The sequence below is a fragment of the Streptococcus dentiloxodontae genome, assembly GCF_053206925.1.
In genome coordinates, this window is sequence record NZ_JBRUHR010000002.1 from 48,485 (window position 1) to 63,591 (window position 15,107).

The window sequence follows — 15,107 nt, forward strand, 5'->3', positions numbered from 1 at the left end:
CAACCACTTCCTGATGACTTTTCCTATTTAAACTGGTAGTTAAATGTTAATGACTCTTGACTCTCACCTCTCCTAAGCTGTCGCAAAATAAAACATCAGATGAAGAAAAAGCAGCCAATGCAAGGTTTGAGTCTTTTCCCTAAGATAAGTAAAAAGCAAGGCCATTACAAAAGTCAAGACGACCATCATGGGCTTAGTTCCAAAATGTGAAATGTAAAGGAAATGTCCTGATAGGAATAAAAGTGGCAGAAAAATGATTCTCCATTTAAAAGATAGTTCCTCTTGCAAATATCGCTGCAAAAGACCAAAAGTAAGGTAATCCTGCCAGAAGACTGATATTATTGTAAACAATAAATAGTAGACCACTGGAAGATCTGTCCAATGGTAATGCCAAGGTAGGCTGACAGCAGCTAAAATTAAGATAGCATAAAGCCAGAGTATCTGTTTTTGCCTAACTTGAAACATTTCCCCAGTCCAATTCTGATGTCTATAAGCGAGTACTGCTAATCCTATAAGATTTAAGAGACTGCCTGCAACAATCATGCCTTTTTCACCAAAGTATTTGTTAAATAAGTCATGAGACAAGCCCAGATTAACCGTCAGTCCAAACAGCACTAACCAGACAAGGCTAAGCCCTGTTATCTTAACAAACCTTTTTATCATTGTTTTAGAATTCATGAAAGTCACTCCTTTGCTGAGTGTTATTAAAGAACTCATTCTTTTAACTTAAAGAATTCTTTTTCATCTTATTTAATCCATCGCCTTCAATTCCAGCACCATATCGCGGATTTGGGCGGCCAGTTCAAAGTCAAGCAGTTCGGCAGCTTCCTGCATTTGTTTTTGTAGTTTTTTGATAGCCTCTTGGCGTTCAGATTTGGTCATAGCACTGTAATCAACTGTTTCTTCGGCCACGTCTGTATCGCTAGATTTGCTGATAGCAATGAGATCGCGGATTTCTTTCTTAATGGTTTGCGGGACAATGCCGTGCTCCTCATTGTAAGCCATTTGGATTTGACGACGGCGGTGGGTTTCATCCATAGCCTTCTGCATAGACTCGGTAATCTTATCAGCGTACATAATGACATGCCCGTTACTATTTCGCGCAGCCCGTCCAATGGTCTGGATCAGACCGCGTTCATTACGAAGGAACCCTTCCTTGTCCGCATCAAGAATAGCTACCAAGCTGACCTCTGGAACGTCAATGCCTTCGCGCAGCAAATTGATGCCGATAAGAACATCAAAGACGCCTAAACGCAAATCGCGGATAATCTCGGTACGTTCCAAGGTCTTGATGTCTGAATGCATGTACTTGACCTTAACGCCCATTTCCTTGAGGTAATCGGTCAGGTCTTCTGCCATTTTCTTGGTCAGGGTTGTCACAAAGACCCGCTCGCCCTTTTCAGCTCTGCTATTGATTTCGCCCAAAAGATCATCCATTTGTCCCATGCTTGGACGCACTTCCACTTCTGGATCCAAGAGACCAGTCGGCCGGATAATCTGCTCAATGACTGTATCGGTCTGCTCCATCTCATAGTCACCCGGCGTTGCGGACACGTAGACAATCTGGTGGACATGACTCTCGAATTCTTCTCGGCGCAGCGGACGATTGTCCAGCGCACTCGGGAGGCGGAAACCGTAGTTGACCAGCATCTCCTTACGCGAGCGGTCACCATTGTACATGCCCTTAATCTGCCCCATAGTCATGTGGCTTTCATCAATCATGATGAGAAAATCCTCTGGGAAAAAGTCCAGCAAGGTGTAAGGCGGCTCCCCTTCTGCTCGCCCATCCATGTGGCGAGAGTAGTTTTCGACACCGCTGGTATAGCCCATTTCGCGCAGCATCTCTACGTCATACTCTGTCCTTTGGCGAATGCGCTGCGCTTCGATCAGCTTGCCTTCTGCTTCAAAGAGTTTGACCTGTTCTTCCATTTCCTTTTCAATCTTGGCAATGGCGACTTCCATGTGTTCATCATTAGTCATAAAGTGGGTAGCTGGGAAAATCGCCAAATGATCCACTTCACCAAGAACACGACCAGTCAAGCTCTCAATTTCTCGGATACGATCAATCTCGTCACCAAAAAATTCCACACGAAAGGCATGTTCGTCACGGCTAGCTGGAAAGATTTCCACCACATCACCACGCACACGAAAACGCCCCCGCTGGAAATCAATATCATTGCGCTCAAACTGAATGTCCACCAAGTCATTTAAGAGCTGGTCGCGAGAAATCTCCTGACTGGGCCGCAAGCTGACAACACTATCGGCATATTCCTTGGGCGAACCCAAACCGTAAATGCAAGAGACAGATGCCACAACAATAACATCATTGCGCTCCAAAAGCGCAGACGTTGCCGAGTGACGGAGTTTATCAATCTCATCATTGACGGAGCTGTCTTTTTCGATATAGGTATCACTAGAAGGCACATAGGCTTCAGGCTGGTAGTAATCGTAGTAAGAGACGAAATATTCCACCGCATTGTCTGGGAAAAACTCCTTAAATTCACCATAAAGCTGCCCAGCCAAGGTTTTGTTGTGGGCGATGACCAAGGTCGGCTTATTGACTTTCTGGATAACCTGACTCATGGTATAGGTCTTCCCTGTACCAGTAGCCCCTTTAAGAATTTGCGCTTTTTCGCCGCCTTCAATATTATCCACCAAAGCTTCAATGGCTTCAGGCTGATCACCTGATGGCTCGTATTTGGATACTAATTTAAAGTGATTATCTGTCACACGATCAATCATCTTGCACTCCTCATCTTTTTCATATAATTGGAAATCTCATCTGTAGAAAACTTGGCTACTAAAAATAGCCTAAAATCTACGATACGAGTTTTTCGAATGGTCTCTAATTTTCCTTTTTTCTTATAACCAAATTGCTTGGCATAAGAAACCGCCTGATCTCCTTCCTTGAACACAAGGTAAAAGTACGAGTAGGTAGTGTCCATCACACTGCCCGCGGTTAAGTGTGTATCGCCATCTGCCACTTGAGCTGCCTTTAAGGTATTTTTGAAGATTCGGTTAGCACCGCTCCCATACTCTTCATTTATCCCTTGAGACACGCTTTTATCCCGTCTACCAATCGTTTCAATAACATCATAGGGAATCACCAAGCGCTTGTTTCTAAATACGCCATAATAACGCGTAACAGCCTTCTCATCAAAGCGGAACACAACCCGTCTTTGAAACAGTCCAATAATCAGGTGAAGAACCAGCAAGGTCAAAGGAATACCGATACCTCCCATAAAAAGACTTGCAAGCAGTGTCCCCACCCAATCTGAATTAGGAACAAAGGGCATGACTATAAATAAAAGACTATAAAAGAGGCCTAACGGACCACCAAATAATATCACAATCAGTGACTTCCACAGGCTATACCGTATACTCATAAATATTCCTCCTACTATCTATCATCATTAACCTCTTTCCCCTCTATTTTACCACATCATTATAAAAGACCGAGTTTTGAAACTCAGTCTTGGACTTTACTTTCTAACATTAACTGCCAAGCTAGATAGATACTCCCCAAAAGCAGAACGATACTAGTCAAGAGGCTTCCTTCCGTACCAAAAGCTCCGCCTGAAATCCAATCAGCTGTCCCAGCTTTTTGACTAAAACTAAAGAGCGCTGCTCCTGATTCTGTTCCACTAACAGCAACACCATAGATATTGCCTTGTGTAAAATTCCATGCAGCATGAAAAGCTGAAACAGCCCAGAGATTATCCGTCTTCAACGTGTAAAGCGCCATAAAGACACCAGACAAGATAATGCTTAAAATAGATAAAAAGGTGACATGACCATTCCCCAAATGCAAAATTCCAAAAAGAGAACTTGAAACACCAACAGCAATAGCCAAATTAAAACGCTTGTTGAGAAGCGGCATGAGCCAGCCACGTGTCAGCAGCTCCTCTGTCCCGCTTTGGATAAACCAAAACGGCATTAAAGAAAGAGCATAAAGGATAGTTGTCCAAGAAAAATCGACATTGTCAAAATTGAGACCGCCAAAGATATAAGTGATAGCAAAAGCAAGTGAGAAGACCAGTGTTCCTAATCCCCAGCCCTTGAAAATTTGAAGCCAAATATGCCCTTTAAATAAGCCTAAACTGCTGATTGGACGTTTTTCAAATTTCCAAACCCAAAATAAAACAAGCAATGATATAAACAAAAATAACGATAATTGGAGATACAAACTTGTATTAAAAACAGAGTAAATATCATGACCACTTGCAATACTTACAATAGCAATCGGAGCACCTATAACAATACCTTCCAAAATTGCACCTACTATTTCAAACACATAGACCATCAGACAGGTCAAGATCAGAAACAGCCATTTAGGAAGCTTATCGTACAAATGTGTCGGAGCTTCTAAAATTCTTTTATCATTCATAAAGCATTTCTCCTTTTTATATTATTTCAGTAATACAATTATAGCATTGTCCATCAAAAATGACAAGTGAACTGAGGCAATTTTTCTAAGCTTATATGTCATAAAACATAACATATAAACCTCTTAAAGTTTGCTTAATCCTTGCTGATTTGCTATAATAAAGCTTATATTTGGTTGGGCTGGAGCCTTTTTCATCTTATTCTGGGTGTTAGAGGCTCTGCTATTTTGAAAATAGCATTAATAACAGGCTTCACCAGTAAAATTATGGACAGTTTTATAACATGTCCAAATAGATAAAAGGAGATCACAATGACCTCAAAATGGAAAGCTCTATTGCTGACAATTGTCTCAGCATTTCTCTTCCTTAGCGGTGCTAAAGCATCCGCAGAGTCAATCAGCATCGTTTCTGATACCGCTTATGCGCCCTTTGAATTTAAGGACAGCGATCAGACTTACAAAGGAATTGATGTTGATATTATCAGCGAAGTTGCTAAACGTGCAAACTGGGATTATGAACAGACCTATCCTGGTTTTGATGCAGCTGTCAACGCTGTCCAGTCAGGGCAAGCCGATGCTTTAATGGCGGGAACAACGGTAACTGAAGCACGACAAAAGGTCTTTACTTTTTCAGACACTTATTATGATACTTCTATCGTTGTCTACACAAAAGGCGATAAGAAGATTTCTGACTACAGTCAGCTTAAAGGCAAAACTGTTGGTGTCAAAAACGGAACCGCTGCTCAGACTTGGCTTGATAAACACGCTGACCAATACGGTTTCACTGTAAAAACCTTTGACACCAGCGATTTGATGAACAATAGTTTAGACTCAGGTTCTGTTGATGCAGCTATGGATGATACACCTGTTGTCCAATACGCCATCAGTCAAGGGAAAAATTACGCAATCAATATTGATGCCGAATCAATCGGAAGCTTTGCTTTTGCTGTAAAAAAAGGTAGTAAATACGAGTATTTGATTGATGATTTCAACAAAGCATTGGCTGAGATGAAAAAAGACGGAACCTATGACAAAATCATGAACAAATGGCTGGGCAAATCAGCTTCAGCTAATTCATCAACACCATCTGCTTCATTGAATTTAACAGGTGATGCTAATGCTAAAGCAACACCTGTCAAGGATACTTATACCATCGTTCTTGATTCGTCATTTGCACCTTTTGAATTTCAAAACGGTTCTGGCGATTATCAAGGAATTGATGTTGAGTTAATCAAAGCTATCGCCAAACAGCAGGGCTTTACGCTTGAGCTGCAATATCCTGGCTTTGATGCAGCCCTCAATGCTGTTCAAAGCAGTCAGGCAGACGCTGTTATTGCAGGGATGACCATCTCCGACGATCGTAAAACGACCTTTGATTTCTCAGACAGTTATTACTCATCCAATACTATTCTTGCGGTCGCTAAAAACAGTGATGTCAAAAGTTATGAAGACCTTAAAGGCAAAACAGTCGGAGCTAAAAAGGGAACTTCTTCTTACGATTGGCTGACTCAGCATGCTGACCAATATGGTTACACCGTCAGAGCTTATGATGATGGCTCAACCCTTTATGATAGCTTAAACTCAGGTTCTGTTGATGCTATCATGGACGATGAAGCCGTTCTCAAATATGCTATTCAGCAAGGCCGTAATTTTAAAACACCTATTGATGGTGAAAAATCAGGAGATGTCGGCTTTGCCGTTAAAAAAGGAGCAAATCCCGAACTAATTCAAATGTTTAACAATGGCTTAGCAGCTTTGGTTAAATCTGGTCAATACGATAAAATCATCAATAACTACCTAGGCAATGACAACAAGAAAACATCTTCGTCATCAAATTCGACAGATGAAACTACCATTTGGGGACTCATACAAAACAACTACAAACAATTGCTACAAGGTCTAGGCATTACAATTGGTCTGACACTGCTATCATTTACCATCGCCATGCTTATCGGTATTATTTTCGGAATGATGGCCGTCAGTCCAAGTAAGATCGCTCGGACAATTGCTCAAGTCTTTGTTGATGTGATTCGCGGTATTCCGCTTATGATTGTGGCTGCTTTCATTTATTGGGGGATTCCAAACCTTATTGAATCCATCACACATGAACAATCACCAATTAATGACTTCGTTGCGGCTACGATTGCGCTTTCGCTCAATGGCGGAGCTTACATTGCTGAAATTGTCCGCGGCGGTATTGAAGCTGTTCCTATCGGACAGATGGAGGCCAGCCGCAGTCTTGGTATTTCTTATGGTAAAACGATGCAAAAAGTCATTTTACCGCAAGCTGTTAAGCTCATGCTGCCTAACTTTATCAACCAATTTGTTATCTCATTGAAAGATACAACAATCGTATCGGCTATCGGTCTAGTCGAACTCTTCCAAACTGGTAAAATTATCATTGCCCGCAACTACCAATCTTTCCGCATGTATGCTATCTTAGCTATCATTTATCTGGTGATTATCACCATTTTGACCAAGCTGGCAAAACGATTAGAAAAGAGGCTTAAATAATGGCTGAATTGAAAATTGATGTACAAGATCTGCACAAGTCCTATGGTGACAATGAAGTCCTCAAAGGAATTAATGCTCAATTTCATGAAGGAGATGTTGTTTGCATCATCGGACCTTCTGGTTCTGGAAAGTCGACTTTTCTTCGGACGCTGAACCTGCTTGAAACCATCACGTCTGGCAAGGTTTTCGTTGACAATTCTGATTTATCAGATCCTAAAACCGACGTTGATAAGGTTCGAGAAAATATTGGAATGGTCTTCCAGCACTTCAATCTCTTTCCGCATATGACTGTCCTTGAAAATATTACCTTTGCGCCAGTCGAGCTGAGCAAATACAGCAAAGAAGAAGCTCAAAAAGTTGGCATGGAATTATTGGAAAAGGTAGGACTTGCCGATAAGGCCGACGCCAAACCAGATAGCCTATCAGGCGGTCAAAAGCAACGTGTTGCTATTGCACGCAGCCTTGCCATGAACCCAGATATTATGCTCTTTGATGAACCAACATCTGCCCTTGACCCTGAAATGGTCGGTGATGTTCTCAATGTTATGAAAGACTTAGCTGAACAAGGCATGACCATGCTGATTGTTACGCATGAAATGGGCTTTGCTCGCAAGGTTGCCAACCGTGTTATCTTTACAGATGGCGGACAATTCCTCGAAGACGGCACACCAGAACAAATCTTCGACAACCCGCAGCACCCACGTCTCAAAGACTTCTTGGACAAAGTGCTGAATGTTTAACGTGTTAAGTTTATCTGTGACTAAAGTCACTAGCTAAACAACGTAACGTCCTATCAGACGTTACTAAACACCTTACTAGCAAAAACCCTCAGTTAATATCGAACTGAGGGTTTTTGCGTCGTAACTTTATCAAACCAATTCTTTATATCTCTAACTGGTGATGTCAGCCACTATGGTGGACTGACTTACACCCTCACTTAGTAAAAAAGCAAGACATAATCGGTCTGGCTTTTTTACTGTCGTAACTGTTGTTATAAACTAAAGTCCACATCTCCAAATATTTAGCAAAAGTCCTATAAGACGTTACTAAACACCTTACTAGTAAAATCCCTCAGTTCGATATTAACTGAGGGATTTTGTGTCGTAATTTTATCAAATCAATTCTTTTATATCTCTAACTGGTGATGTCAGCTCCCCTTCTTCTAGCCTCTTTATGATAACAGTCCCTTGACTTTTTGAAAGCGCTTTGCTAGAATATTACTATAACATTATCGGAGGTAAGGTGCATTGAAAAATTAAAATTCTTCATAATTGGATATACTTTATCTGGAAGAATTTTTTGTGTGCACCGAAAACCAAAAGCTGTAGCTGAACTGCTGCTATTTTTATTGTCAACAAAAGAGCCCTACTGGATAAAGTAGCGGCTTTTATTGTTGAAAAGAAAGGCGGACAGTCTATGATGCTACAAGTCCATTGTCTAACTATTATCCACCAGAAAGATTTACAAACACTCGTTAAAGATTTATCCTTAGTCGTCAATTCTGGTAAGAAATTAGCTATTATCGGGGAGGAAGGAACCGGCAAGTCTACCCTCCTCAAGGCTATACTCAACCCTGAGCTAATTGGCAGCTACACTGATATGACGGGTACTATTCAGAATAGCTTTAGCCGAATCGGCTACTTGCCACAAAACATAGAAGAGAAAGATTTGGCTCTAACCATCAAAGACTATATTTACCACGATATAGATTATGATCTGTTTGATTTCAATCGCTTTTATCAAATGGCAGAGCGTTTTCAGTTTGACAGTCAACGATTTGATGACGATAGCCAAACCATTTCCAGTCTTTCAGGTGGAGAAAAATTAAAACTGCAACTCCTTAAAATGCTTGCTTATGAGCCTGACTTGCTTCTTTTTGACGAGCCTTCCAGTGATTTGGATTTGGAAACAACGATCTGGCTGGAAAAGTTTATCCGCCAGACGGACAAAACCATTATTTTCATTTCTCATGATGAAACACTGCTGGAAAACACTGCTACTGCTATTTTACAGCTTGAGCTGGGCAAAAAACGCCAAGAACCCCGCGCCAGCTATTTTCAAGGGAATTATCAAGATTATAAACAGCGGCGCAAGAAAAAATTTGCTAAGCAGAGTCAACTTGCACAAAAAGAACGTGAGGAACATGCCAAGAAAATGGCGCGCCACCATCGCATCCACCAAAGTGTAGAGAATCAGCTTCGTAACACGAAAAATGATGTTTTAGGGCGGCTGCTAGCCAAGAAAATGAAAAATGTTCTGTCTCAGGAAAAACGCTATGCCAAGGAAGCGGAAAACTTCACGGAAATTCCGCAAGATATGGATGCCATCAAGATCTTTTTCTCAGATATCAGACCTCTGCCTGTCAGCAAGATCTTGCTGTGCTGGGAAAATCGGCCTTTGCCAACGGGACAAGTGATTGACCTTGAAATCCGCGGTCAGGATAAGCTGGCTATTACAGGACAAAATGGGATCGGCAAGACACGCCTGCTTAAAGAGGTTCTTGCTGCATTGATGGACAAACCAGACCTGTCCGTCGGCTATATGCCACAAAACTACGAAGAATTACTGGACGATAAGCAGTCTGCTCTGCAATTTCTCAAAAAGAATGCAGACGAAGAATCTTGCCGCAATCTGCTGGCCAGCCTCCAATTCACACGGGATGAAATCATGCACTCTGTTACAAGCTTATCAGGTGGTCAAAAGGCCAAACTCTTTCTAGCCAAGATTGTTTTGGAAGGTAGCAATGTACTGCTGCTAGACGAACCAACACGTCATTTTTCTCCAACCAGTCAGCCACTTATTCGACAAGTTTTCAAGGATTTTCCGGGTTGTATTATCAGCGTATCGCACGATAGGAAGTTTATAGATGAGGTGGCTAGAGAACAGTATTACTTAACGCAAACAGAATTGGTAAAATTGAATTAATACTCAAAGAAAATCAAAATCAGACGAGGCAACGTCTTAAGCAAATTCGCTGACGCTGAATTTGCTACGCCATGTCCTATAAGGGCCTTGGCTAAAAACCTTACTAGCTCGTTGGTGAAATAATATCGATTTCACCTCCTCGCGTCGCAACAAACCGCAGACAACTTCAATTATCTAGTGGATAGTTGAAGGCTGAAATGAGACAAACCTAACTTGTATCACTGGAGTACGGCAAGGCGAAGTTAATGACGTATTATTTTGATTTTCAAAGAGTATAACAAAAGCCCTAGACCATGAAAAACACCTTTTAAGTCAGACTTTTTCTGTCTAATTTAGAAAGTGCAGCTCAACTCTAGGGCTGTTTTTCTATTTGAGATGGCTTAAGATTCTTCTTTTTTCTTGGCTAATTTCTCACGTTCCAAACGCAATTTGCGATTAGGATTAAGCCTATTAAAAAGCTCCTCTAATTTTTCAGCGTTCCAGACATCAGCTGCCGACACAAAATTGCCATCTTTATCTTTAAATGATATTGGTTTATCACCCATAAGAACACCCCATTTTCTTGAATTGGTAAACAGATTGAAAACAGCTTATTGCACTTACGACACTATTCCCTCAACACTTGTTATACAGAATGTTACAACATGAGAAAAGTGATTCGCTCTTAATCACTTTTCGAATTAGTAAGTTCGCTAAGCAAGTTTCAGAGAACTATCATCTTCTTATTTGATAACTTTGCTAACAAGGACTGAACTGTTACGACATGCAGTCAAGTCAGTCGATGTTACTGACTTGACCGCATTAGTGATGCTGGTAGGAAGTCCGCCATAGCGGCTGAAATTTGACTGCCATATTTTTCAAAACATTACGACATGAGAAAAGTGATTCGATTTTAATCACTTTTCGAATTAGTAAGTTCGCTAAGCAAGTTTCATAGAACTTGCTGTGATTTAGTTAGCGGCTTTAGCCGCAACTAAATCTGCGAAGTTAATCCACAAACTCAAATTCAAACTTACCGATACGAACGATATCCCCATCTTTAGCTCCGCGTTCACGAAGAGCTTGGTCAACCCCCATGCCACGTAATTGACGGGCAAATTTCATGATCGATTCATCACGTTCCATATTGGTCATGACAAAGAGTTTTTCAAGTTTTTCACCAGACAATACCCAAGCAGCATCATCCGCGCGCGAAATATCAAAGGGACGTTCATCCGCATCGAAGCCGTAATAAACCTCTTCTTGCGCCATGTCCTCTTCTGTATACAAGAGGAATTCTTCTGTTTTATCCAACAATTCTGCTGTCGCGTCCAGCAAATTCTCCAAACCTTGATGCGCCAAACTTGAAATAGGGAAAATCATCGGCAATTCGTCAAATTCATCATAGTCAGATGCTAATTTTTCCTTGAAGGTTTTCAAATTTTCTTGGGCTTGAGGCATATCCATTTTATTGGCCACGATAATCTGCGGACGCTCCATAAGACGAAGGTTGTAAGTCTCAAGTTCTCTATTAATTTGGACATAATCTTCGTAAGGGTCGCGTCCCTCTGCCGCTGACATATCCAGTACATGCAGGATAACACGTGTGCGCTCAATATGACGCAGAAACTGCGTCCCAAGACCAACACCTTGTGATGCCCCTTCAATCAAACCGGGCAAATCAGCCATGGCAAAGCTCTCACCTGATTTGGTGCGCACCATACCTAAGTTAGGGACAATCGTCGTGAAATGATAGGCGCCAATCTTAGGCTTAGCAGCTGAAACAACACTAAGAAGAGTTGATTTCCCGACTGACGGAAAACCAACTAGACCTACATCAGCCAAAATTTTCAATTCTAATTCCAGCTCACGCTCTTCGCCAGGCTCTCCATTTTCAGAAATTTCCGGTGCAGGATTTCGCGGTGTTGCAAAACGAATATTGCCACGGCCGCCGCGGCCGCCATGAGCGATGACAAACTCCTGTCCATTTCCCACCAAGTCTGTGATGACCTTACCTGTCTCACTATCTCTCACTGTTGTTCCTGGAGGGATCGCGACAATCAAATCCTCAGCACCGCGGCCGTGCATGCCCTTAGTCATGCCCTTTTCGCCATCCTTAGCTTTAAACCTGCGATTATAACGAAAATCCATCAGGGTTCTCAGACCCTCGTCAACACGAAAAATAACTGAGCCGCCGCGGCCGCCATCGCCGCCCCACGGACCACCGTTAGGAACATATTTTTCACGGCGAAAAGCTACCATACCATCACCGCCACGACCGGCTTTCACAGAAATCTTAGCCGTATCTAAAAACATACTCATATAATAATTTCACTCTCTTTCTGCCTTCTTTTGTGCCAACGATTAACACAAAAAAACGCCCTGAAGCGTCTTAGAATACAGCTGCTACAGCTGAAAATACCAGAGCACCAACAGTTACGATTAACATAACAAGAACGACAAATATTGTCAATCGTTCAAATGCTGTTTTTTTACGCGGTCCGTTATCACCAAATGCCACTATTCTTACCTCTTTTTTTCTTATAAATATCTCTTTTATGGTATCAAATTTCCGATAAATAAGCAAATCATACCAGCCTTTGTAGGAATAATCTTTTTAAGATAAAAAAGATTATTTAAGTCTAATCGCTTTTATGCCGAAGGTATTTTACAAAGTTGCCTAAATAAGGCTAGATAGATGATTTTTTCTAAAGTCAAGCGGCAGCTTTCAGAAAAAAGGAAGTTCAGTTGAACCTCCTTTTTGTTTCAAAGATAAATTATAGGAAAGTAACAATACCAGTACCGTATGCGATGCTGACAGACTTTCCGCCGTAGGTGCCAGTAGCTCCTTTGACTTGTCGGCCAAGCTCGTCGAAATAATAAGTATTGCCATCTGATGCTTGGTAGAAACCAGTCACTTTATTACCATTCTTATTGACATAACTCCAATATCCTGATTCTCCTGAAACAGTTGTTTCAACAAATTTTTCGCGTGCTAACTGACCTGAATTCTTGTCATAATAGTAAGTCTTGCCTTCTTTATCGGTTTGCCAGCCATCTTTAGCCTGAACACCATTGTCATCAAAATAGACTTCCTGTCCATTAATGGTTTGATGTCCTGTAACTTTCTGTCCCTTAGCATCAACATAATACCACTTTCCGCCTTCTGTTACATAGGAGTTGCTAACACGGCGGCCTTCATGTCCTTCATAGAAGTATGTTTTACCATTCTCAGTAGTTACAAAAGCACCCTTGACTTGCTTACCATCTTTATCAAAATAATAGTTTCTGCCATTAATGACCGTCGAACCAGTCTGAAGGACACCATTTTTATCAGCATAGAGATAGCTTTCATCATACTGAATCCATCCGGTAGCGATTTCTCCGGTATCTTTATTAGTGTAATAAGTATTACCCTCAGAATCAGCTATCTTCTTGCCTTTTTTCAGATAATCGCCCGCATCAAGTTTTATATTGTAAACGTCACTATCAGTATATCCCTTAAACTGACCTAGACTAACCATAACACGAAACTTACCAAAGAAATAGTTTTTACTGTCAACAGTTTGAAGGCCTGATACAGAATGACCATCTGCACCGAAATACATAATCTGGTCATCGGAAATTTCTACCCAAGTATTTTTTACATTTTCACCATCTACCGTATAAGTATAGTAATTATCTTGATAATTGAGGTCTGAACGTTCTCCTATGATATAGTCACTTGACTGTTTGCTGTCTTCAGCTGCCTGACTGCTAACTGCTTGACTCTCTTGGCCAGCAGCTGTTGCAGTTGTATAACTGGTGGCCGCTTGGCTGTCCTGACTAGTTTCTGATTCCGTTAATTCAGAGGTACTTTCTGTTTTAGTCTCAGCCGTTGTCGCTTCGGAAGTGACAGTCTCTTGAGAAGTTGCTTCAGAAGATGCTGTCTGATCGCTCGCTGCTTCAGATGTTTCAGTAACTGCTTCTTGCTCTTGAGCGTTCACTTCTTGACCTTCAGCAGTATTGGCATTAGCAGAGCGGTCAATGCTGGTTTGGACAGTTTCAGTCACCGTATCTTGTACCTGACTTTCCACTACAGGAGTAGCGGTATCTGCAGTCTCCTCGGCAGCTACAACATTAGCGCCCAATAAAAGGCTTGAAAATAGCAGAGCCGAAACAGAGGTTTTTAAAAATGTATTTTTCCTAATCATAATAAACGGCCTTTCTTTTAATGATAATCTTATATTAACCTTAAAAAACTAAAAAGTCAATACTTTTTGTTTTAAAATAATAATACATTTTTAATTTTAAATAAAAAAACAGAGAAAATCGTCTGATTTCCTCCTAAATATAGCTTCTAATATATTTGATAAAAATTGGGTCTTAGTTTTTAGTAAGCCATGATAAATAAAAACTGTAAGTTAAGTAAAGCTTTTAAGCAGGAAAATCTTCCTTCAAAAGCAGCCAGACGAATGGGGGATATTGTTTCTCATTGACAGAACAACTACCGTTTTCTTGTTTATTTCTCAAACATAAAGTAAAATAATGTTTGTTTTTCTGTAAGAGTATGACAACACTTACAGCAGTGCCTAACATTTTTTCAAGAATTCTTCAAGATAGCCTTAACAATTTTAGCATTATCATAAGAAATGAACGTGAGCTTCTTCCATCCAATAAAACAGCTTCTTCGACTTCTTTTAAATTAGGATTTAAAATATCAACTTTATGACTCATCAAAGATAGGTCAGGCTCAAAATTTTGGAGAGCCTGACTTTTTTTAAACCAACTCAATAAGGACATTAGCTAACCTCCATCCAATTCTATTAAGCCATTTTTAACCCTGTCCATACGAAATGAGGTGCCATTGACCGCCTTTTTTCCTGACCAAAGTCCAAGACCAGGCAGTGTAATGATCATTAGGACTAAATCCTGGATCTGGGTCACTGCCTGTTGTAAAACTTGATGTAAAAACGATACAGTCATCATAAGTTTTAGAATTATCCTTTTTGTCATACCCCTCTTGATAACGCTTAGCATCCCCTTCTTTCCGACTGGCAAGTTCTTCTTTAGACTGTTCGTCTGAGGTGTAACTGAGCTTTTCTAATTGGCAGTTCTCAAAGGAAGCAAATTTCCTTAAGATCACCTTGGCCGCAGCTTTTCTTTCCTTTTGAGAATATAATCTTGAATGACCGTAATTAATATTGACATGTGAAGTATCGCCAGGCTGACCAAAAACAAAAAAATAGAGAGCTCTTATGCCAATAATGCATCCCAAAACCAAAATGATTAAGATGATTGTCTTTATAACGCGTCGCATGTAAAT

General features: G+C 40.8%; 13 protein-coding genes. 3 read left to right on the plus strand and 10 right to left on the minus strand.

Going from position 1 to position 15,107, the window contains the following annotated elements:
• Positions 1-72 precede the first annotated feature (72 nt).
• The 4 genes from ACVRZ8_RS01695 to ACVRZ8_RS01710 form a co-directional block, all read right to left on the minus strand.
• The gene (locus ACVRZ8_RS01695; protein WP_447447599.1) at positions 73-717 is read right to left on the minus strand and encodes a CPBP family intramembrane glutamic endopeptidase; all 645 of its coding nucleotides are present in this window, start codon (positions 715-717) and stop codon (positions 73-75) included.
• A gap of 33 nt (positions 718-750) precedes the next feature.
• On the minus strand, positions 751-2,742 hold the full coding sequence (gene uvrB, locus ACVRZ8_RS01700; protein WP_447447600.1) for an excinuclease ABC subunit UvrB: 1,992 nt from the start codon (positions 2,740-2,742) through the stop codon (positions 751-753).
• On the minus strand, positions 2,739-3,386 hold the full coding sequence (locus ACVRZ8_RS01705) for a YdbT family protein (protein ID WP_447447601.1): 648 nt from the start codon (positions 3,384-3,386) through the stop codon (positions 2,739-2,741). Before ACVRZ8_RS01705 ends, uvrB begins: the two co-directional genes overlap by 4 nt.
• Positions 3,387-3,469: 83 nt before the next feature.
• On the minus strand, positions 3,470-4,387 hold the full coding sequence (locus ACVRZ8_RS01710; protein WP_447447602.1) for a CPBP family intramembrane glutamic endopeptidase: 918 nt from the start codon (positions 4,385-4,387) through the stop codon (positions 3,470-3,472).
• 309 nt (positions 4,388-4,696) lie between these two features.
• Here ACVRZ8_RS01710 and ACVRZ8_RS01715 point away from each other — a divergent pair, with 309 nt between their 5' ends.
• The 3 genes from ACVRZ8_RS01715 (at position 4,697) to ACVRZ8_RS01725 (ending at position 9,823) form a co-directional block, all read left to right on the plus strand.
• Positions 4,697-6,898, plus strand: coding sequence for an ABC transporter substrate-binding protein/permease (locus ACVRZ8_RS01715; RefSeq protein WP_447447603.1), 2,202 nt, complete (start codon positions 4,697-4,699; stop codon positions 6,896-6,898).
• Positions 6,898-7,638 carry an amino acid ABC transporter ATP-binding protein gene (locus ACVRZ8_RS01720; RefSeq protein WP_447447604.1) on the plus strand — a complete coding sequence of 247 codons (741 nt, stop codon included), beginning with the start codon at positions 6,898-6,900 and terminating at the stop codon, positions 7,636-7,638. The genes ACVRZ8_RS01715 and ACVRZ8_RS01720 overlap by 1 nt, the downstream gene beginning before the upstream one ends.
• Before the next feature lie 679 nt (positions 7,639-8,317).
• Positions 8,318-9,823 carry an ATP-binding cassette domain-containing protein gene (locus ACVRZ8_RS01725; RefSeq protein ID WP_447447801.1) on the plus strand — a complete coding sequence of 502 codons (1,506 nt, stop codon included), beginning with the start codon at positions 8,318-8,320 and terminating at the stop codon, positions 9,821-9,823.
• 380 nt (positions 9,824-10,203) lie between these two features.
• On the opposite strand, the gene ACVRZ8_RS01730 is transcribed toward ACVRZ8_RS01725, so the two are convergent.
• The 6 genes from ACVRZ8_RS01730 to ACVRZ8_RS01755 all read right to left on the minus strand — a co-directional run bounded on the left by ACVRZ8_RS01730 (position 10,204) and on the right by ACVRZ8_RS01755 (position 15,101).
• Positions 10,204-10,368 carry a hypothetical protein gene (locus tag ACVRZ8_RS01730; protein WP_447447605.1) on the minus strand — a complete coding sequence of 55 codons (165 nt, stop codon included), beginning with the start codon at positions 10,366-10,368 and terminating at the stop codon, positions 10,204-10,206.
• A gap of 442 nt (positions 10,369-10,810) precedes the next feature.
• Complete coding sequence (gene obgE, locus ACVRZ8_RS01735) at positions 10,811-12,124, minus strand: GTPase ObgE (protein WP_447447606.1); 1,314 nt, start codon at positions 12,122-12,124, stop codon at positions 10,811-10,813.
• A gap of 70 nt (positions 12,125-12,194) precedes the next feature.
• Complete coding sequence (locus tag ACVRZ8_RS01740; protein ID WP_447447607.1) at positions 12,195-12,323, minus strand: DUF4044 domain-containing protein; 129 nt, start codon at positions 12,321-12,323, stop codon at positions 12,195-12,197.
• Positions 12,324-12,579: 256 nt separating this feature from the next.
• The gene (locus tag ACVRZ8_RS01745) at positions 12,580-13,995 is read right to left on the minus strand and encodes a hypothetical protein (RefSeq protein ID WP_447447608.1); all 1,416 of its coding nucleotides are present in this window, start codon (positions 13,993-13,995) and stop codon (positions 12,580-12,582) included.
• 400 nt (positions 13,996-14,395) lie between these two features.
• Positions 14,396-14,584 (minus strand): hypothetical protein, encoded by a 189-nt coding sequence (locus ACVRZ8_RS01750; protein ID WP_447447609.1) that lies wholly within the window; start codon positions 14,582-14,584, stop codon positions 14,396-14,398.
• Between the two features lie 34 nt (positions 14,585-14,618).
• Positions 14,619-15,101, minus strand: a complete 483-nt coding sequence (locus ACVRZ8_RS01755; protein ID WP_447447610.1) for a hypothetical protein — start codon at positions 15,099-15,101, stop codon at positions 14,619-14,621.
• Positions 15,102-15,107: the final 6 nt, after the last annotated feature.

What these genes read in the sequence shown, in the direction of transcription:
- ACVRZ8_RS01695 (WP_447447599.1), bottom strand. Translation starts at nt 717, where the DNA reads ATGAGTTCTTTAATAACACTCAGCAAAGGAGTGACTTTCATGAATTCT.
- uvrB (WP_447447600.1), bottom strand. Translation starts at nt 2,742, where the DNA reads ATGATTGATCGTGTGACAGATAATCACTTTAAATTAGTATCCAAATAC.
- ACVRZ8_RS01705 (WP_447447601.1), bottom strand. Translation starts at nt 3,386, where the DNA reads ATGAGTATACGGTATAGCCTGTGGAAGTCACTGATTGTGATATTATTT.
- ACVRZ8_RS01710 (WP_447447602.1), bottom strand. Translation starts at nt 4,387, where the DNA reads ATGAATGATAAAAGAATTTTAGAAGCTCCGACACATTTGTACGATAAG.
- ACVRZ8_RS01715 (WP_447447603.1), top strand. Translation starts at nt 4,697, where the DNA reads ATGACCTCAAAATGGAAAGCTCTATTGCTGACAATTGTCTCAGCATTT.
- ACVRZ8_RS01720 (WP_447447604.1), top strand. Translation starts at nt 6,898, where the DNA reads ATGGCTGAATTGAAAATTGATGTACAAGATCTGCACAAGTCCTATGGT.
- ACVRZ8_RS01725 (WP_447447801.1), top strand. Translation starts at nt 8,318, where the DNA reads ATGCTACAAGTCCATTGTCTAACTATTATCCACCAGAAAGATTTACAA.
- ACVRZ8_RS01730 (WP_447447605.1), bottom strand. Translation starts at nt 10,368, where the DNA reads ATGGGTGATAAACCAATATCATTTAAAGATAAAGATGGCAATTTTGTG.
- obgE (WP_447447606.1), bottom strand. Translation starts at nt 12,124, where the DNA reads ATGAGTATGTTTTTAGATACGGCTAAGATTTCTGTGAAAGCCGGTCGT.
- ACVRZ8_RS01745 (WP_447447608.1), bottom strand. Translation starts at nt 13,995, where the DNA reads ATGATTAGGAAAAATACATTTTTAAAAACCTCTGTTTCGGCTCTGCTA.
- ACVRZ8_RS01750 (WP_447447609.1), bottom strand. Translation starts at nt 14,584, where the DNA reads ATGTCCTTATTGAGTTGGTTTAAAAAAAGTCAGGCTCTCCAAAATTTT.
- ACVRZ8_RS01755 (WP_447447610.1), bottom strand. Translation starts at nt 15,101, where the DNA reads ATGCGACGCGTTATAAAGACAATCATCTTAATCATTTTGGTTTTGGGA.